Annotated in this window: 16 protein-coding genes and 1 pseudogene; 7 read left to right on the plus strand and 10 right to left on the minus strand. The window is 44.7% G+C overall.

The window, feature by feature from the left end; genetic code table 11:
* Positions 1 to 16: 16 nt before the first annotated feature.
* From glmM to rlmE, 4 genes are all read right to left on the minus strand, one after another.
* Positions 17 to 1,357 (minus strand): phosphoglucosamine mutase, encoded by a 1,341-nt coding sequence (gene glmM, locus N646_RS07495; RefSeq protein WP_005388992.1) that lies wholly within the window; start codon positions 1,355 to 1,357, stop codon positions 17 to 19.
* A gap of 19 nt (positions 1,358 to 1,376) precedes the next feature.
* A complete protein-coding gene (gene folP / locus N646_RS07500) occupies positions 1,377 to 2,207 on the minus strand; it encodes a dihydropteroate synthase (protein WP_017820419.1) in 831 nt (276 codons plus the stop codon).
* A gap of 52 nt (positions 2,208 to 2,259) precedes the next feature.
* Entirely contained in the window at positions 2,260 to 4,233 is a 1,974-nt protein-coding gene (gene ftsH, locus N646_RS07505; RefSeq protein WP_021034025.1) for an ATP-dependent zinc metalloprotease FtsH, read from the minus strand.
* 108 nt (positions 4,234 to 4,341) lie between these two features.
* The gene (gene rlmE, locus N646_RS07510; protein WP_005388985.1) at positions 4,342 to 4,971 is read right to left on the minus strand and encodes a 23S rRNA (uridine(2552)-2'-O)-methyltransferase RlmE; all 630 of its coding nucleotides are present in this window, start codon (positions 4,969 to 4,971) and stop codon (positions 4,342 to 4,344) included.
* Between the two features lie 137 nt (positions 4,972 to 5,108).
* On the opposite strand from rlmE, the gene yhbY reads away from it, so the two are divergent.
* Entirely contained in the window at positions 5,109 to 5,405 is a 297-nt protein-coding gene (gene yhbY, locus N646_RS07515) for a ribosome assembly RNA-binding protein YhbY (RefSeq protein ID WP_005380066.1), read from the plus strand.
* Between the two features lie 84 nt (positions 5,406 to 5,489).
* On the opposite strand, the gene greA is transcribed toward yhbY, so the two are convergent.
* Complete coding sequence (greA, locus tag N646_RS07520) at positions 5,490 to 5,963, minus strand: transcription elongation factor GreA (protein WP_005380065.1); 474 nt, start codon at positions 5,961 to 5,963, stop codon at positions 5,490 to 5,492.
* A 545-nt stretch (positions 5,964 to 6,508) separates the two neighbouring features.
* Here greA and N646_RS07525 point away from each other — a divergent pair.
* Together N646_RS07525 and dacB are read left to right on the plus strand one after the other, a co-directional pair.
* Positions 6,509 to 7,531, plus strand: a complete 1,023-nt coding sequence (locus N646_RS07525; RefSeq protein WP_005380064.1) for a porin — start codon at positions 6,509 to 6,511, stop codon at positions 7,529 to 7,531.
* Between the two features lie 186 nt (positions 7,532 to 7,717).
* Complete coding sequence (gene dacB / locus N646_RS07530) at positions 7,718 to 9,139, plus strand: serine-type D-Ala-D-Ala carboxypeptidase (RefSeq protein ID WP_017820417.1); 1,422 nt, start codon at positions 7,718 to 7,720, stop codon at positions 9,137 to 9,139.
* Here the strand turns inward: dacB and N646_RS07535 are convergent.
* A complete protein-coding gene (locus tag N646_RS07535) occupies positions 9,118 to 9,963 on the minus strand; it encodes a magnesium transporter (protein WP_005380062.1) in 846 nt (281 codons plus the stop codon). The two genes, dacB and N646_RS07535, sit on opposite strands and share 22 nt — an antisense overlap.
* A 418-nt stretch (positions 9,964 to 10,381) precedes the next feature.
* Positions 10,382 to 11,569, minus strand: coding sequence for a tyrosine--tRNA ligase (tyrS, locus tag N646_RS07540; protein ID WP_017820416.1), 1,188 nt, complete (start codon positions 11,567 to 11,569; stop codon positions 10,382 to 10,384).
* A gap of 130 nt (positions 11,570 to 11,699) precedes the next feature.
* Here tyrS and N646_RS07545 point away from each other — a divergent pair.
* A pseudogene (locus N646_RS07545) lies at positions 11,700 to 12,991 on the plus strand (peptidoglycan DD-metalloendopeptidase family protein).
* Between the two features lie 65 nt (positions 12,992 to 13,056).
* Here the strand turns inward: N646_RS07545 and vmeK are convergent.
* The 3 genes from vmeK to erpA form a co-directional block, all read right to left on the minus strand.
* Entirely contained in the window at positions 13,057 to 16,161 is a 3,105-nt protein-coding gene (gene vmeK / locus N646_RS07550) for a multidrug efflux RND transporter permease subunit VmeK (protein WP_017820415.1), read from the minus strand.
* A 9-nt stretch (positions 16,162 to 16,170) separates the two neighbouring features.
* Positions 16,171 to 17,286: an efflux RND transporter periplasmic adaptor subunit gene (locus N646_RS07555; RefSeq protein ID WP_005386537.1), complete on the minus strand. Its 1,116-nt coding sequence runs from the start codon at positions 17,284 to 17,286 to the stop codon at positions 16,171 to 16,173.
* A 105-nt stretch (positions 17,287 to 17,391) separates the two neighbouring features.
* The gene (gene erpA / locus N646_RS07560; RefSeq protein WP_005380031.1) at positions 17,392 to 17,733 is read right to left on the minus strand and encodes an iron-sulfur cluster insertion protein ErpA; all 342 of its coding nucleotides are present in this window, start codon (positions 17,731 to 17,733) and stop codon (positions 17,392 to 17,394) included.
* Positions 17,734 to 17,979: 246 nt separating this feature from the next.
* Here erpA and hemL point away from each other — a divergent pair, with 246 nt between their 5' ends.
* From hemL to rsmC, 3 genes are all read left to right on the plus strand, one after another.
* Positions 17,980 to 19,275 carry a glutamate-1-semialdehyde 2,1-aminomutase gene (gene hemL / locus N646_RS07565; protein WP_017820414.1) on the plus strand — a complete coding sequence of 432 codons (1,296 nt, stop codon included), beginning with the start codon at positions 17,980 to 17,982 and terminating at the stop codon, positions 19,273 to 19,275.
* A gap of 345 nt (positions 19,276 to 19,620) precedes the next feature.
* On the plus strand, positions 19,621 to 20,706 hold the full coding sequence (locus tag N646_RS07570) for an AI-2E family transporter (RefSeq protein WP_005386541.1): 1,086 nt from the start codon (positions 19,621 to 19,623) through the stop codon (positions 20,704 to 20,706).
* A gap of 76 nt (positions 20,707 to 20,782) precedes the next feature.
* A complete protein-coding gene (gene rsmC, locus N646_RS07575; protein WP_017820412.1) occupies positions 20,783 to 21,808 on the plus strand; it encodes a 16S rRNA (guanine(1207)-N(2))-methyltransferase RsmC in 1,026 nt (341 codons plus the stop codon).
* Positions 21,809 to 21,930: the final 122 nt, after the last annotated feature.

Below are 21,930 nucleotides of genomic sequence, written 5' to 3' on the forward strand. Positions count from 1 at the left end.
TGCTTTAACGCAATGATTAACAACTTGCTTTAACAGCCTCAGCGATTTTCAATGCTGAGTGTTGAACTAGTTCACCATCTTCGCCTTCCACCATAACGCGGATCAAAGGCTCAGTGCCAGACTTACGCAGCAGTACACGCCCTTTATCACCAAGTGTCGCCTCTACTTCAGCGACAGCGTTTAATACAGCTGTAGCTTCAAGAGGGTTACTTTCTCCTGAGAAACGGACATTTTCTAAAACCTGAGGATATAATGTCATTCCTTGCGATAGTTCATATAAAGACATATCGCTGCCAATTACAGAAGCAAGTACTTGAAGTGCAGCAACAATCGCATCGCCGGTTGTGACTTTATCTAATAAGATCACATGGCCTGAGTTTTCAGCACCAATTTTCCAACCTTTTTCTAGCAGTTGCTCCATGACATAACGGTCACCAACAGCAGCACGTACAAACGGAATGCCTAGCTGCTTTAAACCATTTTCCATACCCAAGTTAGTCATTAGTGTACCAACAACACCACCCTTTAGCTCACCACGACGAAGTGCATCACGAGCGATGATATAAGCAATTTGGTCACCATCAACTTTGTTACCTAGGTGGTCGACCATAATGATGCGGTCACCATCACCATCAAATGCGAGACCAAGATGCGCTTGCTCTTCAACAACACGCTGTTGAAGAGCTCGTACGTCTGTTGCGCCCACTTTTTCATTAATGTTGATGCCGTTAGGCTCTACGCCCATAGCGATAACTTCTGCCCCAAGTTCTTTGAAAACATTTGGAGCGATGTGGTACGTTGCACCGTGCGCACAGTCTACTACGATCTTAAAGTTCGCAAGGCTCAACTCAGATGGGAAAGTACTCTTACAGAATTCGATGTAACGACCAGCTGCATCATTTAGGCGGGTTGCTTTACCAAGCTCAGCAGACTCCACACATTCAATTTCTTTATCTAACTCAGCTTCGATCGCCAATTCGATATCGTCAGGTAGCTTAGTACCCTCAGAAGAAAAGAATTTAATGCCGTTGTCGTAATATGGGTTATGTGATGCAGAAATCACAATACCAGCCTCGGCACGGAAAGTCTGAGTTAAATATGCCACAGCTGGAGTTGGCATGGGACCAGTAAATGTTGCTTTAAGTCCCGCAGCTGCAAGGCCAGCCTCTAGTGCAGATTCAAGCATATAACCTGAAATACGTGTATCTTTACCTATGATAACTTTCTTTGTGCCTTGTTTCGCTAGTACACGACCAGCAGCCCAGCCAAGCTTAAGTACGAAGTCTGGAGTGATTGGGTATTGTCCTACTTTACCGCGCACACCGTCAGTACCAAAGTAACGTCTTTCATTCGACATAAACTTTCCTTTATTATTTTTAAATATTGTTTTTCGTCATCTCAACAACTTTCATCGCTTCGATTGTCTCTTCAAAGTCATGCACGCGAATGATCTGCGCGCCTTTCATCGCGGCAATCGTAGCACAAACGACACTTGCGTTCGTACACTCTGCCGCTGGCTTGTCTAACAGTTTGAAGATCATGGATTTACGAGACATGCCAGCCAAAATAGGCAGGCCGAATTCATGAAACTTTTCAAGATGAGCAAGCATATGATAATTGTGTTCGATTGTTTTGCCAAAGCCAAACCCAGGATCGAGAATCAGTTGAGATTTATCAATCCCTGCTGCTTCACACGCCGCGATACGTTCTTCTAGAAAAGCCGACACGTCCCCCATTAAATCATCATAATGAGGGTCAACTTGCATGGTCCTAGGCTGACCTTTCATATGCATCAGACAAATTGGAAGGTTTGCTTCTGCTGCGACTTCCAGAGCACCTGGCTCTTGCAGCGAACGGATGTCATTGATCAAATCAGCCCCAGCATCAATTGCTTGACGCATCACTTCTGCTTTACTGGTGTCAACGGAAATCCACACATCATACTTTTCACGAATGGCTTTGATTACTGGGACAACACGCCTAAGCTCTTCTTCCAAAGACACATCCGGTGCACCAGGTCTTGTCGATTCACCACCAACATCAACAATACTTACACCAGCCTTTATCATTTTATCAACTTGAGCAAGAGCAAGTTCAATTGAGTTGTATTTACCGCCATCCGAAAAGGAATCCGGTGTCACATTTAGAATGGCCATGACATGTGGACGCGAAAGGTCCAAAGATTTGTTATTTGCTGTAATCATCATCATAAACACAAAAACCCCGAGATAACTCGGGGTTTAATATTATCGATACTCTTTATTCAGAGTCTTTCTTTTCAGGCGCTTCGTTAGAAGTTGTATCAGAAGAGCTAGGCTGTTCTGCATCTTTCGCAGTATCCGTTGCTTCTTCTTTAACTTCTTGCTTTGCTTGAGGCTTGTCGCTGTCTTCTGGTTTGCTTGCTGAGTTATCACTCCAGCCCGCAGGCTCACGAATTTCAGCTTTGCGCTCCATTAAGTCATCAATCTGGCGAGCATCAATGGTTTCATACTTCATCAGCGCATCTTTCATCGCATGCATGATATCCATGTTCTCTTGAAGAATCTTCTTCGCACGATCGTAGTTGCGGTCAATGATCTGACGAACTTCGTCATCAATCAACTTCGCTGTATCGTCAGACACATGTTTAGTCTGAGTTACACTACGTCCTAAGAACACTTCGCCTTCATCTTCTGCATACAGCAGAGGGCCAAGCTTTTCAGAGAAACCCCATTGAGTAACCATCTTACGAGCAATATCTGTTGCGCGCTCGATATCATTAGAAGCACCGGTTGATACTTTGTCAGCACCGTAGATAAGTTCTTCTGCTAAACGACCACCGTACAAGCTAGAAATCATTGATTCTAGGTGTTGGCGAGACATGCTCACGCGGTCCTGCTCTGGAAGGTACATTGTTACACCCAACGCACGACCACGTGGAATGATAGACACTTTGTACACTGGATCGTGTTCAGGAACCAAGCGACCAACAATCGCGTGACCAGCTTCGTGGTATGCGGTTGACTCTTTCACTTCCTCAGACATCACCATTGAACGGCGCTCAGCACCCATCATGATTTTGTCTTTCGCCAGTTCAAACTCAACCATAGAAACGTTGCGCTTGTTACCGCGCGCAGCAAACAAGGCTGCTTCGTTAACTAAGTTTGCTAGGTCAGCACCAGAGAAGCCTGGAGTACCACGTGCGATGAGAGAAGGCTCTACATCACCCGCTAGAGGGACCTTACGCATGTGAACTTTTAGGATCTGTTCACGGCCACGTACATCTGGAAGACCAACTACCACTTGACGGTCAAAACGACCAGGACGCAGTAACGCAGGGTCCAGCACATCCGGACGGTTAGTCGCAGCGATAACGATAATACCTTCGTTACCTTCGAAACCATCCATCTCAACGAGCATTTGGTTTAGTGTTTGTTCACGTTCATCATGACCACCACCAACACCTGCGCCACGTTGACGACCTACCGCATCGATCTCATCGATAAAGATGATACAAGGTGCGGCTTTCTTTGCTTGTTCAAACATGTCACGCACACGAGATGCACCAACACCAACGAACATTTCTACGAAATCAGAACCAGAGATAGTAAAGAATGGTACTTTCGCCTCACCGGCAATGGCTTTCGCTAGAAGCGTTTTACCCGTACCAGGAGGACCAACCATTAGAACACCCGTTGGAATCTTACCGCCCAGCTTTTGGAAGCGGCTTGGATCGCGTAGGTAGTCCACCAGCTCTTTCACGTCTTCTTTTGCTTCGTCACAACCTGCAACGTCAGCAAAAGTTGTCTTGATTTGTTCTTCGCTCATCATTCGAGCTTTGCTCTTACCAAAAGACATGGCGCCTTTACCACCGCCGCCTTGCATTTGACGCATGAAGAAAATCCATACACCAATTAGTAAGATCATTGGGAACCAAGAGATGAAGATAGTACCAAGCAAGCTTTGCTCTTCTGGAGGCGTGCCTTGTACTTTCACGTTTTGGTTAATTAGGTCATCTAGAAGCTTTTGGTCATACACTGGCATGTAAGTGACCATTTTGGCACCGCCGCCACGACGAACAAAGCTAATTTCACCGTCTTTAAAAGTTGCTTCTTGAATCTGGCCTTGGCCAACTTCCTGTACAAACGTGGTGTAATCCACGGTTCTGCCATTGCTTTCTCCAGGGCCAAAGCTCTGGAATACCGACATCAATACGACGGCGATAACAAGCCACAGAATTAAATTTTTTGCCATGTCACTCAAGGTGTAAGCCTCTCGATAACTAATTGTAATTAAAGGTAGGGTACTACAGTTCATTAACTGTAGCTATAGTGTTAACACGCTCTCAAGAGAGCAAAATGGTTAACCTTTGTAACCAGTGGCTACGACGAAGACCTCTCGAGAGCGGGCTCGCGATGAGTCTGGTTTTCTAATTTTTACGGCTTTAAACATGTCTCGGACTTCTTTCACATACTGATCGAAGCCTTCCCCTTGGAAAACCTTTACGACAAAGCTACCATTAGGCGCTAGAACTTGTCGACACATATCTAAAGCTAATTCAACTAAATACATAGCGCGAGGTTGATCAACAGAATTGTTTCCCGCGATGTTAGGCGCCATATCAGACATTACTACGTCTACCATGGAAGGTTGGATCCTTTCTAGCAAAGCTTCCAATACTGCATCATCACGAAAGTCGCCTTGTAAAAAGCTAACGCCAGCAATCGGGTCCATAGGAAGCAAGTCACACGCGATGATCTGACCACTGTCCCCTACTATCTTAGCAGCATATTGAGACCATCCGCCCGGCGCAGCCCCCAAGTCGACGACTGTCATTCCAGGCTTTAACAATTTATCTTTCGTTTGAATCTCATCGATCTTGAAATAAGCACGTGAGCGGTAGCCTTTTTTTCGGGCTTCATTCGCGTATTTATCATCAAAGTGTTCTTTCAACCAACGACCAGAACTAGCCGAATGTTTTTGTTTACTCATTTTAATCCCAACAAGGCACAAATTGGAGCTATTGTTTTAATAGGCGCTACCTATTACTCAATAAATTATAGTCTTCAGCAATAGATGGCGTTAAAATAGCTTTTTTCAACCCTTATTTAAAGAAAATTGGCCGCGTAATGAACCTAAGCACCAAACAAAAGCAGCACCTTAAAGGCCTAGCTCACAGTTTAAAACCTGTTGTGCTAATGGGCGCAAATGGACTTACAGAAGCCGTGCTAGCAGAAATTGAAATCGCTCTTAACCATCACGAACTTATCAAAGTAAAAGTTGCTTCGGAAGATCGTGAAACAAAACAGCTAATCATCGACGCTATCGTACGTGAGACGGGCGCTGAAAAAGTTCAGACTATTGGTAAAGTGCTTGTGCTATACCGCCAGTCTGAAGAGCGTAAAATCGAAATCCCTCGTAAGTAACCCTACTTACGTTGCTGAAGAAAAAAGGTCGCCTGAGGCGACCTTTTTGCGTTTTATCAGAGTAGTAATGCTACTCCAAACGACTTAGATATATTCTACTCGGTCAATTTCGAAGTCTTTCGCGCCACCCGGAGTTTGAATAGCAACTTCATCGCCTTCCATCTTACCAATCAGGCCACGAGCAATAGGTGAGCTCACTGAAATGCGACCTGCTTTGATATCGGCTTCGTCATCACCAACGATTTGGTACGTTTTTTCTTCTTCGGTGTCGATATCAATCAAGGTTACGGTTGAACCAAAAATAACTTTACCCGTGTTCTCCATCTTCGTTACATCAATAACTTGAGCAACTGACAGTTTGTATTCAATGTCACGGATTTGTGCTTCACAAATGCCCTGCTCTTCACGAGCGGCGTGATATTCAGCATTCTCTTTTAAATCACCTAGCTCACGAGCTTCAGCAATTGCCTCTGAGATCTGAGGACGTAGTTTAAGTAGACGATCGAGTTCTGCACGTAGCTTTTGCTCGCCACGTAGTGTCATTGGAACTTTTTCCATTTTATAACCTCAAGCCCAAATGGGTCTTTGGACAAAAAAAGCCCACCCTGTCATAGGACTGGGTAGTGCGCTTAAAGATGTATTTCGTTTAGTGTAAACAAACTCCCGGACGAAATCATCTTAATTCGAAAGACAGCAAGACTATGCCTTTTCGGCATAATGATATAACTCACTTTTAGAGCGGTTCTAGGGCGAATCACCTTCTCAATTTATTGAAAAACAACACTGTTCATTACACCAAAAATATCAAAAAAGATAAAAACTAATCAATGTCAGGCCAATGTCATTGCCAATAATTTCAATCAAAAACAGTAATTTAAATAAAAACAACGTACAATTGAACAGTGTTCATCAGTGGGATTTATATCATTTTACTAACTCATACGGAAACTTTAGCAGTAAAACATGTCCAGCGAGTTGTTAGATCAATGGCTTACAAGTGCGAACTATATCGCTCAATTAGTCAATTTTGGACCAACAACTTGTGAGAGATCACCTCTCCCCCATACAACAATGATTATGGACAGCTAACTAGGACAAATAAGATGAAAAAGACTCTAATTGCTCTTTCTGTATCTGCAGCAGCTATGGCAACTGGCGTAAACGCAGCTGAACTTTACAACCAAGACGGTACTTCTCTAGAAATGGGCGGCCGTGCTGAAGCACGTCTATCTATGAAAGATGGCGACGCTCAAGACAAATCTCGCATCCGTCTAAACTTCCTTGGTAAACAAGAAATCAATGACAACCTATACGGTGTTGGTTTCTGGGAAGGTGAATTTGAGACTGCTCAAAACGGTACTGTAGACGGCGACGACAAGAGCGATCTAGAAACTCGTCTTGCTTACGCTGGTCTTGGCGGTGCTTACGGTGAGTTCGCATACGGTAAAACTGAAGGTGCACTAGGCGTTATCACTGACTTCACAGATATCATGGCTTACCACGGTAACTCTGCAGCAGACAAACTAGCTGTATCAGACCGTACAGACAACATGATGGCTTACAAAGGCCAGTTTGAAAACCTAAGCGTAAAAGCAAGCTACCGCTTCGCTGATCGTATGGAAAACAAAAACACTGGTGAGTACTACGACAACAAACAAGACGGTTACTCTCTATCTGCAATCTACGCTCTAGCTGACACTGGTCTTGAGCTAGGTGCTGGTTACGCAGATCAAGACAAAGCTAACGAGTACATGCTAGCTGCATCTTACACAATGTCTGATCTTTACTTCGCTGGTGTATTCACTGACGGCGAGAAAATGGAAGATTCAAACAACAGTAACACAGTTGATTACACTGGTTACGAGCTAGCGGGTGCTTACACTCTAGGCCAAACAGTATTTACAACATCATACAACAATGCAGAAACTAACAACGAAACTTCTGCAAACAACTTCGCTGTTGATGCTTCTTACTACTTCAAGCCTAACTTCCGTGGTTACATTTCTTACAACTTCAACCTGATTGATGCAGGTGACAAGTTTGGTTCAACTGACACTAGCAAAACAGTTGCAACTAAGATCGATGCTGAAGACGAGCTAGCTCTAGGTCTACGTTACGACTTCTAATTCCGGTCTTTGACTAGAATATCGAATGCCCGCTTTAAGCGGGCATTTTTTATACTTCATTTTAAGCAGCGCGCCTTTCTCTCGTGTCTCATTCATGAAGACATTTGAAGCATTTCTTTAGTTACCTAGCATATTGAAAGGACTTGCGTATACTCAATCACATAACTCACCTTAGAAAGTATCATTATGCGTTTACGTTGGCCCTTGCTCATATTCTCTTCATTACTTTCTGCTTTTTCACAAGCGTACCCTCATCAAGAGGTGTTGCCTGAAGGCGCCCGCATCAGTTTAGTTGCGGAAAAACTCAGTGAAAATGCTGAGCTTGACGGTGTTCATCCTACCGAACAACTGTTCCCACCAGCGAGTACATTAAAAATCGTCACCGCATTAGCCGCAAAGCTAGAACTGGGGGATAATTTCCGGTTTCGAACCAAGCTGGAAACGTCGAACTCAGATGCAGTGATTTACTTTGTCGGCGACCCAACACTCCAAACCAACGACTTAAAATCACTTCTCACTCTAGCTAAGAAAAATGGCTTAAAACGGATTAACGGTGACCTATGGCTCGATAACAGCGCATTCACTGGTTATAACCGTGCGGTGGGCTGGCCGTGGGATATCTTGGGAGTTTGCTACAGCGCTCCGGCATCGACCATCACACTCAATAACAACTGTGTACAAGCCTCTATCTATACACAAAAAGATGGTGGAACGCGGGTCTACGTACCAGAGCATCAACCTATTCGTGTCACAAGTACCGTAGAAACTGTTTCTAAAACCATTAAGAAAAGTCGTCATTGTGACTTAGGTTTAGTTGCAAATCCCGATAACAACTACAAGCTAACAGGGTGCTTGGTTGAAAGAGACAAACCATTGCCACTGAAATTTGCGGTTCAAGACCCTGAGCGTTACACCAGTCAAAGGTTGGCGACTTTGCTCAAGGAGCTCAACATTGGGGTATCAGGAAAGATTAGGGTCGGTACGGCGCCAGAAAAGCAGCGAAAGCTCATCGCAATGCATCAATCAAAGGCCTTACCAGACATTCTTGAAGATATGCTCAAAAACTCTGACAACTTGATTGCCGACACATTAACCAAAACACTTGGTGCTAAATTTTTCGTTCAGCCAGGTAGTTTTACTAACGGTACAGAAGCGATCAAGCAGATCATTTTCGCCAACACTGGTATTGATATTCGTAATGCGCGCCTAGAAGACGGCTCAGGACTTTCGCGAAATAACCGGATCTCCGCGACCAAGATGGCTGAAATGCTGCGCTATATTTGGAAGCATGAAAACGAACTCAAATTGATTGCCATCATGCCGAAATCAGGTGAATCCGGCACATTAAAGTACCGACAAAGTATGCGAAAACTTCCAATTAAAGGACAGCTGATCGCTAAAAGTGGCTCTATCTACGGGACTTACAATATGGCTGGATATGGCTTGGATAAAAATGGTCAACCTAACACCATTTTTGTTCAGTTTGTTTCAGACTACTTCCCAGAAAAACGGGACGACAACACACCTGTCATCGCCCCGATTACACATTTTGAGCAGCTTTTTTACAATGACATTGTGAACTTTAGTCAGGCAATACCTAAGAAATAGTTCACCACGTTAAAGTAAATCCACATTCCTGAAATATCGACGATAGACGCAAGAACTGGACTCACCAATACGGCTGGGTCCAACTTGCAAGCTCGTGCAATAATTGGCAACAGCCCGCCCAATGTTGTAGAAATGGTGACTTGAATGAACAGCGCAACTGCTATTGCCAGTGCGATATCGGTCAGTTCAAAGCCTCCTGTTGATTGTCCTGCACTAAATAACATAATGCGTCCAATCATCACGATAGCGATCGCTAGCGCAATAAATAGAGCGACTCGGCTCTCTTTCCACAAAACTTCTAACCATTGGCGTTTTTTTAACTCTCCAGTAGCAAGAGCACGAATCACTAAAGTTGCTGCTTGTGTTCCTGTGTTACCACCAGCAGCTGCAATCACTGGCATGTACACTGCAAGTAAAACAAGCTGACTAAGGGTGTCCTCATACTGAGCAATGATCAAGCCTGACACTATCCCTAAAAGAGCCAGTGCAATGATCCACCCAATACGCTGCTTCACGTGCCCCAAAACACTAGTCGATAAATAACCATCAGGTGTATCAACTTCAGACATATGCAGACCTAATTGGTGAGCATAATGACGTGCGCGTTTGTCATGGCCTGCTTGCTCAAGTTGAGCAATAAGACTATTCACATAGCCGACAGAGCAATGCTGTAAAATACCTACAGCCTCATCAATCGGCATAACCGTAAGCAAATGGACTTGTTGCTCTTGCTCGTACTGCAAGAATGCATTGCGAGCTGCACCAATTTCTACTTCAGAAAAGTTTGGTGTTGTTTCAATAAAAGTGTTGTTCATTACCGTCATGGCGAATCTCCCGATTGGCATTGGTAACGACCATCGACAAAGCATGAAAAGCCACTCTTGCACGCTAAAAGTCAGACAACAAATAAGATGCACAGAGAAAACCAATGCGAATGCACTGTCTATTCAGAATGTATGAAGGAAATAACGAGAAAAAAATTAGAAAAGATGCCTCACCACTTAGGTAAGGCGGAGATCGCCAATACCGAAGCGGGTTATTTCGCTCCCTTAATCTTACTCACCCAACGACTGGGAGGATGGTCGGTATTGTTCATGTAAATCTCCGATAGCGCTGCCATTATTGGCAGCGCAAGTATAGTAGCAAAGTTCATCAGGTATGGAAGTTTTACTTTGCCGTTTTTGCTAAATTTTCATACAAAAAAAGCGCCCTTCGGACGCTTTCATTTGCAGTCATTATGGATTACTGAATAGTAATACGAGCAAATTTACGTTTGCCTACTTGGAACACGTAAGTACCCGCTTCTGGAGCAAATTTGCTGTCCGCAATTTTTTCACCATCAATCTTCACAGCGCCCTGCTTAACCATGCGCATCGCATCTGACGATGATGGACATAAACCTGCTTCTTTCAACAGATTACTCACTGGGCGACCTGCGTCAAAGTCAAACTCTGGCATTTCATCAGGAATTTGGTTCTTCGCAAAACGGTTTACGAATTCTTGCTCTGCTGCATCGGCATCGGCTTCACTGTGGAAACGAGCAATAATTTCTTTTGCTAGCAATACTTTGATGTCACGAGGGTTTTTGCCCGCTTCTACATCAGCTTTGAATTGAGCAATCTCTTCCAGAGGACGGAAAGAGAGCAGCTCGTAGTAGCTCCACATTAAGTCATCAGAAATAGACATGATTTTACCAAACATTTCGCTTGGCGCTTCGCTGATACCGATGTAGTTGTTTGCTGACTTAGACATCTTCTTCTCGCCATCAAGGCCCACTAGAAGCGGCATCATCAGTACAACCTGAGGTTTTTGACCGTGAGACTTTTGCAGTTCACGACCCATTAGAAGGTTGAACTTCTGGTCTGTACCACCTAATTCAACATCCGTTTCCATTGCTACTGAGTCCCAACCTTGTAGAAGTGGGTACATGAACTCATGAATAGCAATTGGCTGACCACCCGCGTAACGCTTTTTAAAGTCGTCACGCTCTAGCATACGAGCAACGGTTTGGTTTGCCGCAAGGCGAATCATACCTTCTGCGCCCAATTCAGACAGCCACTCAGAGTTAAACTGAATTTTAGTCTTTGCAGGATCGAGAATTTTGAACACTTGCTCTTTGTACGTTTCAGCGTTACGCAATACGTCTTCGCGACTTAGCGGTGGACGAGTTGTGTTTTTACCTGTCGGGTCACCAACCATTGCAGTGAAGTCACCGATTAGGAACGTCACTTCATGACCTAGTTCTTGGAACAAGCGAAGCTTATTGAAAATAACCGTATGACCTAGGTGAATGTCAGGTGCTGTTGGATCAGCGCCCAATTTAATACGTAGAGGACGGTCTTCTTTTAGTTTTGCGATTAGCTCTTCTTCTGGAATCAGCTCTTCAACACCGCGCTTAATCTCGGCTAGTGCAGCTTCAATGCTCGCCATTCTTGTTCACTCCCACAGATTTGGCAAAAATATAATAGCTGAACATATTACTTGAATAGCGATGCATTTTGAAACACGTTAGACTAGGTAGTTGTCACTTTTTCCGTTTAATTTAGCAATCAAGTACCTCATGCATTCGATTTTTGTCCGACTTCCACTCTTGCACAAAGTATTGATCGGTTTTTTAGTGCGCTGATTATCTTCGCGCTCTTCTTTTTACCTGATCCGCAAGACCTAGACCCGCAGCAGAGCCGATTAAAAGTTGGTCAACATTATCCTGTGCCAGTTTCCCTCGAACTCAGTGCACTAAATAGTTCATCGCCTGCGGTTCCCGCCGTGCTGCGCTGGGAGACATACAAGGTAAAAAATGGCGAGAGTGCTGCCATCTTATTTAGTCGCGTAGGGCTTTCTGCTCGTCTATTACATGAACTGGTGTCATCAGACAAAGAAGTGGAAAAACAGTTAACTCGGCTTCGACCTGGTGACCGATTGCAATTTGGTTTTGACGAAAATAGCGACTTGGTGCAGCTAAGAAGAACACTAAGCGCGTTCGAGACTTTTCGTATCACATTAAAAGACGGCAAGTACGTTTCTGAAGTTGATAAAAAAGAAGTCGACTTCCAGTACAACTACGCTGAAGCCACCATCAAATCAAACTTTTGGAATGCAGGAATATCTTCTGGATTAAATGGTAACCAAATCATGGAACTGGCTGGCATATTTGGTTGGGACATCGACTTTGCTTTAGATATTCGTAAAAACGACAGCTTCCGAGTACTTTACCAAGAGGAAGTGGTAGAAGGTGAAGTAATCGGCCGTGGAAAAATCATTGCTGCGATCTTTAAAAACCAAGGCGATACCTTTACCGCAATATTGGATCAGAAAAGTGGCAAGTATTACGACGAAAATGGGCGTGCAATGAAAAAAGCATTCTTACGCGCGCCGTTGGATTTCCGTCGAGTTTCGTCTAATTTCAACCCACGCCGCTTACATCCAGTGACGGGACGCGTTCGTCCTCATAGAGGCACGGACTATGCGGCACCGGTGGGTACCCCGATTTGGGCAGCTGGTGATGGCGTCGTTCAAAAATCGTCTTACAACAAATTTAATGGTAACTACGTTTTCATTAAACATAGTAATACTTACATTACCAAGTACCTGCACTTAACCAAACGTACTGTACGAGCTGGTCAACGCGTTAAGCAAGGCCAAACCATCGGTACGCTTGGCGGAACTGGCCGTGTAACTGGCCCTCACCTGCACTATGAGTTCCTTGTGAATGGTGTCCATAAAAACCCGCGCACGGTGAATTTGCCACAATCTAAATCCCTGACAGGAAAAGCGAGACAAACTTTCATGGCAAACGCGAAAGTTAGCATGGACAAGCTTGAACGCTACAGCAAACTGTTAGCAATGAAGTAAGGCAAGGTATTGAAAAGGGCAGCTTCGCTGCCCTTTTTGTTTTGTCGATATCATCACGATAAAGCTTACTGTTCGGAGTGATGCTCTCTCCCGAGCATAAGCAAACACGGTGTCAGAACTAACGTTAGCAAAGTCGCAAACGCCAAACCACCCGCGACAGCGGTCGCAAGCTGAGACCACCATTGAGTGCTTGGTGCGCCAAACTCCACTTTCTGATTAACTAAGTCGATGTTCATTTCTAACACCATTGGCAATAAGCCTAATATGGTGGTCACCGTCGTAAGTAAAACGGGTCTTAAACGCTGCACACCCGTACGCAAAATAGCCTCAGATTTTTCTAAGCCACGTTTACGCATCTGATTATAAGTATCGATTAAAACAATATTGTTGTTTACCACGATACCAGCCAACGCAATCACTCCAATTCCCGACATAATGATGCCAAATGGCTTTTGGAAAATAAGTAACCCAGCGAAGACACCAACGGTAGAAAACAGCACTGCACTAAGGATTAAGAAAGCTTGATAAAAGCTATTAAACTGCGTAATTAAAATCAAAGCCATCACACCAAGCGCGACAATAAAAGCATTTTGCAAGAATGCTGATGAGTTTTCCTGCTCTTCATTTTGACCCCGAATCTTATATTCAATGCCTTCTGGTAAGTCGAGCTGTTCCATTCCAGCGGCAATCTTAGGTAACTCAAGCGCCAAATTGTAACCTTCCACCATATCCGCTTTAATATTGATAACTCGATGACCGTCGACCCGACGAATAGTGTCTTGCTTATGATCTGGTTTGATTTGAGCAAAATTCGTAATCGGTACTAGACCAGCTGCCGTTTTCACTCTCAGCTGATCAAATCGACCTATGTCGCGCTTATCTTGCGGATAGCGCACCAAAATATCGACTTCTTCATCCGCATCATCGGGCAAATAATCGCCTATTTTCAAGCCGTTCGTAACAAACTGGACGGTATTCCCGACTAAAGTAGCATCCGCTGCAAAGCGAGAGGCGTCATCTCGCTGGATATCAATTTGCCAATCAATCCCTTCCTTATTAGTGGTATCACTCAAGTTGGTCAGTGCAGGATTACCATCAGCCCAATGTCGTACTTTTTTGGCTGCTTCATCTAACGCACTAACACTCAAATTTCGTGATGACACTTCAATCACGAGATCATGCTCGACAGGCGGCCCTGCGTCCGGGAATTTATACTCAAGTTCAACACCATAAAAGCGGTCTGTCGTCTCTTTTAGTTCCTCAATAATGGTTTTCACTTTGCGTCGATACTGCCAATCCACAGGCGTTATTTGAATCTGGCCAATCTCGTCCCCATTATCGCTCGATCCTGTGCGCGTGTAGACACTTTCAAACTCGTCATGACCGAGCATCACCTTCTCGATTTCGCGCATAACAACATCTTTTTCGTGAATAGACAGGTCACCATAAGAACGAACTTTAACGGTAAAAAAGGCAGGGTCCACCTCAGGGAAAAACTCTGCACCCAAGCCAGCTTTGTTGTAAGTGAAGCCGACACCTGCCGCTAGCAGTATCGCGCTGAGTAAGACTTTCCATGGATGACGAATCGCTACCGACAGAGTCTGGTAATAAAGCTTGGTAATGCCAGTCGCTTTTTCAAAGTTGCCGTTATGCAGCTCCACCATTTCTCGCTGAGCTTTCTGATTGACTACTTGAGGCTTGCCAATGATCCCACCGATGACAGGAACGAACAATAAAGCCATCATCAGCGAAGCGGCCAAGGTAGCAATTAAAGTAAGTGGTAAGTACTTCATGAACTCACCAGTGATGTCTGGCCAGAAAAGTAACGGAGCAAACGCAGCCAATGTGGTTGCTGTGGATGCGGTAATAGGCCAGGCCATTCGCTTTGCTGCATCTCGATAGGCTTCTTTACGTGGCGTTCCTTCTTGCATGCGCCGATCTGCAAACTCTGTCACCACAATGGCACCATCCACCAACATGCCTACCGCCATAATTAAAGCAAACAGTACGACGATATTGACCGTCAGCCCAAATACCGATAACACCAACAACCCAGTCAAGAACGATCCTGGAATAGAAATCCCCACGAGAAGCGCGGTCCTAACCCCCAATATGGCAATAATGACGATAACTACGAGGATAATTGCGGATAAGATATTGTTTTGTAGATCACTGAGCATCAATTTGACATCGTCGGATTGATCCCAAGTATATTTAACTTGCAAATTGTCGGGCCACTCGGCGCGCTTCTGTCCCAGAGCCAGTACTTCTTTTACCAGCTCAACCGTTTCAATGATGTTTTCCCCTGCCCGTTTTTTTACGTCCAAAACGATGGCAGATTCGCCATCTAAACGAGCAAAACTTTCAGGATCGCGAAATGCACGTCGTACTGTCGCCACATCGCCAAAAGTGATCACCTCTTTGCCATTCACCTTGATCGGTAGTTCAAGCACATCTTTCAGTGAATCAAAAACCGATGGGACTTTTACCGAAAAGCGTCCATACCCAGTATCGACAAACCCCGCAGCCACAACTCGGTTATTCAAGGCAATTAAATTATAGATGTCCGCTTGATCGAGACCGTAGCTTTCCATCAATAGCGGATCGACAACTATCTCCACGATGTCTTCGCGATCCCCTGCGATTTCAACTTCAAGAACCTGACGGAAACTCTCCAAACGATCACGTAGCGTTCTGGCAATCTGTACAATGGTCCGCTCTGGTACGGTGCCATATAGAACAACAGTCAAAACAGGCTCTTCAGATGCAAACGTGACTTCATTTACCGTTGGCTCATCACTGTCCTCTGGTAATTTTGGCTTTGCAAGATCAACCGCATCACGCACATCTGCCATCGCTTTATCAAGATCCACTCCAACACTAAATTCCAGCGTCACCGAAGCATGACCTTCTGATGCCACAGAGGTCATCTCTTTTACGCCTTCAATAGAGCGCAACTCTTGCTCTATTGGCCGAACTAATAAACGTTCGGCATCGACGGGAGAAATGCCTTGATGCCCAACAGAAACGTAGATAATAGGAATGGTAATATCTGGGCTCGATTCCTTGGGGATAGTGACGTAAGTAATGACACCGGCAATTAAGATCATCACCAGTAATGTCAGCATGGTGCGAGCGCGGGATAACGCAGCATCAATCAGAGTGTACATAAGTGCTCCTTACTGCTCACTAGCCGCTTCAACAACTACGTCATCAACTTTATTGGCCAGTACTTGATCACCATCTCGCACAAAACCTTGTCCCAGTACGATAATGTCTGCACGCTCTCCTAACCCAGAGAGCCACACACCATCATCCTCGGCCTTAACGAGTTGAATTGGAACAAACTCAACATACTCATTACGCAGTGTCTTGACACCTAAGTTACCTTCTTCATCTAGTGCTAACATGGCAGCCGTAATCTTTACTGCCAACACTTCACTCAAAGGCAGCTGTACTTCTGCGCTCATACCGGCAGGAATTCTTGCGTCTTGATTATCAATTTCGATTTCAATTGGAAATGTATTAGTAGAAGCAGAAGAAACACGTCCAATGTAGCGCACACGACCTTGATGATGCTGTTGGTTAATGGTTCTTACGTCGGCTTCTAGGCCTTCCTTAAGGTATTGTATATGCCGTTCACTGACATCGGCTTCAATCACTAAAGTATCCAAATCAATGACCGTCGCAATAGGATCGCCAATCCCGACAAAATCACCTAACTCAACAAAGTGGTGATCTACGATGCCATCAAATGGCGCTTTAACCTCAGTATTTCTTAAAGCCGTTTGCACGTTACTCAAATTCGCACGTGCATCTACCAACGCTGCTTGCGCTGTCGCAAATGCAACCTCACCTTGCAGTCCACGACTTTTTAGCGATTTAGCTGCATTAAACTCTTTCTCTTTAACCAACAGCATCGCCTGGGCCCGTTTAAGTTGAATGCCAAGGTCGCGCTTATCGATGTTTGCGATCACTTGTCCCTGTTTGACCGCTTGGCCTTTCTTTATGTTAAGACTGACTATTTTACCGGCAACTTCGGCGCCAAGACGCGCTTGACGATTGGGCGCTGTTCGTCCATACAATTCAATGGTTTTACTGGTAGGTTCGGCAAGAAAAGTATCAAACATCACCTTTGCAAGTGGTGTTGTGTTCGTGGATGTTGAAGAGTTAGGATGATCATCTTGTGCTTTGAGTTGGCCGATGGTTAGCCATGCAACAAGAAGTAAGACGAGGATAAGAGATACTAGCCAAGGGCGCTCGACAATTCGGCGTCCAAAAGAAAGTCCAGACATATAAAGTCCTTTTTATTATTTCTCTGCATATCTGCGAGTGTGCGCTTTACGTGACATCCTTCTACATAAAGCACAGGCAGCCATTAGCTGCCTGTTAGGTGTTAATTACACACTGAACGATGCACCACAACCACATGTTGTCGTTGCATTTGGATTATTTACGAAGAAGCGCGCTCCTTCCAACCCTTCTGTGTAGTCAACAATACCGCCAACGAGATATTGCAGACTCATAGGGTCTACAACCAGTGTTACACCACTGTTTACGATTGTCGTATCGCCTTCGTTTACATTTTCATCAAAAGTAAAGCCGTATTGGAAGCCGCTGCAGCCGCCGCCAGTAATGTATACGCGCAGTTTCAATGCTGGGTTTTCTTCTTCAGCAATCAATGCTTTAACGCGAGATGCTGCTGCGTCAGAAAAAGATAATGGTACGTTTACTTCGCTCACGAAGACCTCTCTCACTCGTGTAATGCGTCAAGCCTGAAGCAAGACGTCAAATTTGTGCTAATTGAGACGATTATCCAATACCTGACAAACTCGTTCAAGTATTCGCCGCCGATTCTTTATAACAGATGCGGATATATAAGATTACACTGCGAAACAACACATAAATTAAGCAAAACGTTTCTAACTTGATTATAGCTAGGTACAATGCGCTCCACTTGGTCCGAGCAATCAAAAGAGGATAACCCCATGACCAAATCATCAGAGCTGTATCAAAAAGCTCAGCAAACCATCCCTGGCGGTGTCAATTCACCAGTTCGTGCATTCAACGGCGTTGGCGGCTCTCCGCTATTTATCGAACGAGCAGACGGTCCACTGATTTTTGATGCCGATGGTAAAGCGTATATTGATTACGTTGGCTCTTGGGGTCCAATGATTCTTGGCCACAACCACGCAGTTATCCGCGAAGCAGTAATTGATGCAGCGCAACGCGGTCTTAGCTTCGGTGCGCCAACAGAACTTGAAATCGCGATGGCAGAATTAGTTTCTGAGCTTGTTCCATCAATGGAGCAAATCCGCATGGTAAGTTCTGGTACTGAAGCTACGATGAGCGCGATTCGCCTTGCACGTGGCTTCACCGGTCGCGACAAGATCATGAAATTTGAAGGTTGTTACCACGGCCATGCTGACAGCTTGCTAGTAAAAGCAGGTTCTGGTGCACTAACTCTAGGCCAACCAAGCTCTCCTGGCGTTCCTGCAGATTTTGCTAAGCACACGCTAACAGCAACATTCAACGACCTAGATTCTGTACGCGAGCTATTTGCTGCTAACAAAGGCGAAATTGCTTGTATCATCGTTGAGCCAGTAGCAGGCAACATGAACTGTATTCCACCAGTGGAAGGCTTCCACGAAGGGCTACGTGACATCTGTGATCAAGAAGGCGCGCTACTAATTTTTGATGAAGTAATGACAGGCTTCCGTGTTGCTCTAGGCGGCGCGCAAGCACACTACAACATCAAACCCGACCTAACGACACTGGGTAAAGTGATTGGTGGCGGTATGCCAGTAGGTGCTTTCGGTGGCCGTAAAGAAGTGATGCAATACGTTGCACCTACAGGCCCAGTTTACCAAGCTGGTACCCTTTCCGGTAACCCTGTCGCAATGGCAGCAGGCTACGCATGTTTGAACCTTCTAAAAGAAGAGGGCAACGAAAAGCGCCTAGCTTCTAAAACGAAACAACTTGCTGAAGGTTTTAAGTCTCTAGCAGAAAAACACGGTATTCCGCTAGTTGTTAACCAAGTGGGCGGTATGTTCGGCTTCTTCTTCACTGACCAAGAAAAAGTAACTTGCTACGAAGACGTAACGAAGTGCGATGTAGAACGCTTCAAGCGTTTCTTCCACTTAATGCTAAAACACGGTGTCTACCTTGCGCCATCTGCGTTTGAAGCGAGCTTTACTTCACTCGCTCATGGTTCAAAAGAGATTGATGCCACACTAGAAGCTGCTGACCGCTGTTTTGCTGTTCTTGCAGAAGAAGCGAAGTAATCGCTAAAAACGGCGATAACGCATTTAGAAAAGGACCGTAACGGTCCTTTTTTATTGCCAATTCAAAATAACCAATATCGCTAATACCCCAACGACAATGCCAAACCACGGTATTCGCTTAGCTTTTTTCTCGGTTTGACACTTTTTATCACCGTTGCAACAACCCATAGCTCATCTCTTGATTGATAACCGACTGATTTGTAGTCATTATAGCAAGGTACATCGCCCTGCTCTAATTCGGCATTGTCATAAGCTTGAAAGAGTTAAGAGTGCAAAGTAATAAAGGTTACACGCCATCATTGAAGGCATAAACCGTAAACGTCACCTGTAAGTTGGACTAATACCATGCCAAATAATGTAAAAATAACGTCGAGTCACCGAGTACTAATGGTTGCTTTACTCGCCGCTGCTTTTGCTTGCTACTTATTGGTTGAGCCATATATCAACTCAATTGTGATGGCTTTTATCATTTCTTTGCTCATGTTTCCGATACACGAATGGTTTGAGCAGAAAATTCCCAAGCACCCCAATATGGCGGCACTGCTGTCATGTGTCGTTTTGACGTTTATTATTGTTATCCCGCTTTTATTTGTGTTTGCCGCCATTGTTCAGCAAGGCTCTGTTTTCTCACAAAATACATATAATTGGGTTACCAATGGTGGTATCCAAGATATATTCCAACATCCTTTCGTTATCAAAGGCTTAGCGATTGTTAATGAGTACTTACCTTTTGATAAAATCGAGCCCAAAGCCATCGCTGAGAAAATTGGGCAATTTGCCACATCGTTTGGCTCTAACTTAGTTGCTATTAGCGCAAAGATTTTAGGAGACGCAACCAACTTCCTAATGAACTTCTTCCTAATGCTGTTTGTGTTGTTTTTTCTGCTTCGTGACCACGACAAAATTATCTCTGCGATTCGTCATATTCTGCCACTTTCACGTAGCCAAGAAGACCGAATATTGACAGAGATAGAGCAAGTTTCTAAATCAGCCGTAATGGGCTCATTCATGACGGCGATTGCTCAAGGTTTGGCTGGCGGCATCGGTATGTGGCTCGCCGGCTTCCCTGGGCTATTTTGGGGAACGATGATGGGCTTTGCATCATTCATTCCAGTGGTAGGAACCGCGCTAATCTGGATTCCTGCAGCAGCGTACTTGTTCTTAACAGGCGATATGACTTGGGCTATCTTTTTGACGGTGTGGAGTGTAGTTGTCGTTGGCTCTATAGATAACCTATTGCGCCCGTTGCTAATGCAAGGCAGCGCCGGCATGAATACCCTTATGATTTTCTTCTCATTACTGGGTGGTCTGCATCTGTTTGGTTTGATTGGTCTTATCTACGGCCCACTTATTTTTGCCGTGACCATGGTACTGTTTAATATCTACGAGGAAGAATTCAAAGACTTCCTTAACCAACAAGACAACAGCTAGTCACCGCTTAATCACTTCAAGCTTGGGGCAGATTGTGCGAAAATCTGCCCCAAATTATTTCTGATGAACCAAATTTATGTCTGCTTATATCGCTCCTAGCCAAATAGCTCAGCGCCAACTTGAATACTTCAACGGAAAACACGTTTTAGTCGCGGGTGAAGTTGAAGACCTATTTCCTCTTGAGTTAGTAGCTCATTGTGAGTCTGTTGAAGTGTTTACTTCCAACTATAGCTACTACCGCCAAATTCAAACCTCTGACAAAGTGAAAAGTCATTTTGGCTCTGTGTTTGATGTTGAAACAAAAGCAGACATGGTCCTTTTATACTGGCCAAAAGCAAAAGCCGAAGCAGAATACTTGCTGGCGATGTTGATGGCGAAACTGGGCATTAACACCGAAATCGTCATCGTTGGTGAAAACCGCTCCGGCATCAAGAGCATCGAGAAGATGTTCCAAGAATACGGCCCTGTGAACAAGTACGACTCTGCTCGTCGCTGCTCATTTTACTGGGGTAATTGCCTCAATGAACCAAAACCTTTCAACCAAGCAGATTGGTTTAAGTCTTACACTGTTACACTCGGTGAGCAGTCGCTAGCGGTTAAGAGCCTACCTGGCGTATTCAGCCATGGCGAGTTCGACTTAGGTAGCCGATTGCTGCTTGAAACCTTACCTAAGCTGTCGGGCAAAGTGCTCGACTTTGGTTGTGGTGCAGGTGTACTCGGTGCGTTTATGGCGAAAGCGAATCCAGAGATCGCGATTGAGATGTGTGACATTAATGCTTATGCGATCACTTCTAGCCAAGCCACATTAGAAGCGAATGGTTTATCCGGACGCGTATTTGCATCAGATATATACTCGGATACCGCAAAAGACTACCGCTTTATCGTCAGCAACCCGCCATTCCACAGTGGTCTAGACACAAATTACAACGCAGCGGAAACCTTGTTGGGTCAGGCACCACAATATTTAACCAAAGACGGCGAAATGGTGATTGTCGCGAATAGTTTCTTAAAATACCCACCAATTATCGAGCGGGCGTTTAATAATTGCGAGACGCTAAATAAGACCAATAAATTTTCTATCTACTACGCGAAAAAATCATAACTTCCCCCCGCGCGGGCACAAACCTGCGCGATTTTTTCTCATAAATTCAACACTCATAAGAAAAACTGCGTCACCCTGCACGCTTTACAACTAACTTTCTTGTCAAAGAAAAAAACTCGTTA

The sequence above is a fragment of the Vibrio alginolyticus NBRC 15630 = ATCC 17749 genome, from assembly GCF_000354175.2.
Classification (GTDB): domain Bacteria; phylum Pseudomonadota; class Gammaproteobacteria; order Enterobacterales; family Vibrionaceae; genus Vibrio; species Vibrio alginolyticus.

Excerpts from the sequence above, each read along its gene's own strand:
- N646_RS07525 (WP_005380064.1), top strand. The coding sequence starts at position 6,509 with ATGAAAAAGACTCTAATTGCTCTTTCTGTATCTGCAGCAGCTATGGCA.
- rlmE (WP_005388985.1), bottom strand. The coding sequence starts at position 4,971 with ATGAGTAAACAAAAACATTCGGCTAGTTCTGGTCGTTGGTTGAAAGAA.
- greA (WP_005380065.1), bottom strand. The coding sequence starts at position 5,963 with ATGGAAAAAGTTCCAATGACACTACGTGGCGAGCAAAAGCTACGTGCA.
- N646_RS07570 (WP_005386541.1), top strand. The coding sequence starts at position 19,621 with ATGCCAAATAATGTAAAAATAACGTCGAGTCACCGAGTACTAATGGTT.
- hemL (WP_017820414.1), top strand. The coding sequence starts at position 17,980 with ATGACCAAATCATCAGAGCTGTATCAAAAAGCTCAGCAAACCATCCCT.
- dacB (WP_017820417.1), top strand. The coding sequence starts at position 7,718 with ATGCGTTTACGTTGGCCCTTGCTCATATTCTCTTCATTACTTTCTGCT.
- ftsH (WP_021034025.1), bottom strand. The coding sequence starts at position 4,233 with ATGGCAAAAAATTTAATTCTGTGGCTTGTTATCGCCGTCGTATTGATG.
- rsmC (WP_017820412.1), top strand. The coding sequence starts at position 20,783 with ATGTCTGCTTATATCGCTCCTAGCCAAATAGCTCAGCGCCAACTTGAA.
- yhbY (WP_005380066.1), top strand. The coding sequence starts at position 5,109 with ATGAACCTAAGCACCAAACAAAAGCAGCACCTTAAAGGCCTAGCTCAC.
- tyrS (WP_017820416.1), bottom strand. The coding sequence starts at position 11,569 with ATGGCGAGCATTGAAGCTGCACTAGCCGAGATTAAGCGCGGTGTTGAA.
- vmeK (WP_017820415.1), bottom strand. The coding sequence starts at position 16,161 with ATGTACACTCTGATTGATGCTGCGTTATCCCGCGCTCGCACCATGCTG.
- glmM (WP_005388992.1), bottom strand. The coding sequence starts at position 1,357 with ATGTCGAATGAAAGACGTTACTTTGGTACTGACGGTGTGCGCGGTAAA.
- N646_RS07535 (WP_005380062.1), bottom strand. The coding sequence starts at position 9,963 with ATGACGGTAATGAACAACACTTTTATTGAAACAACACCAAACTTTTCT.
- folP (WP_017820419.1), bottom strand. The coding sequence starts at position 2,207 with ATGATGATTACAGCAAATAACAAATCTTTGGACCTTTCGCGTCCACAT.
- N646_RS07555 (WP_005386537.1), bottom strand. The coding sequence starts at position 17,286 with ATGTCTGGACTTTCTTTTGGACGCCGAATTGTCGAGCGCCCTTGGCTA.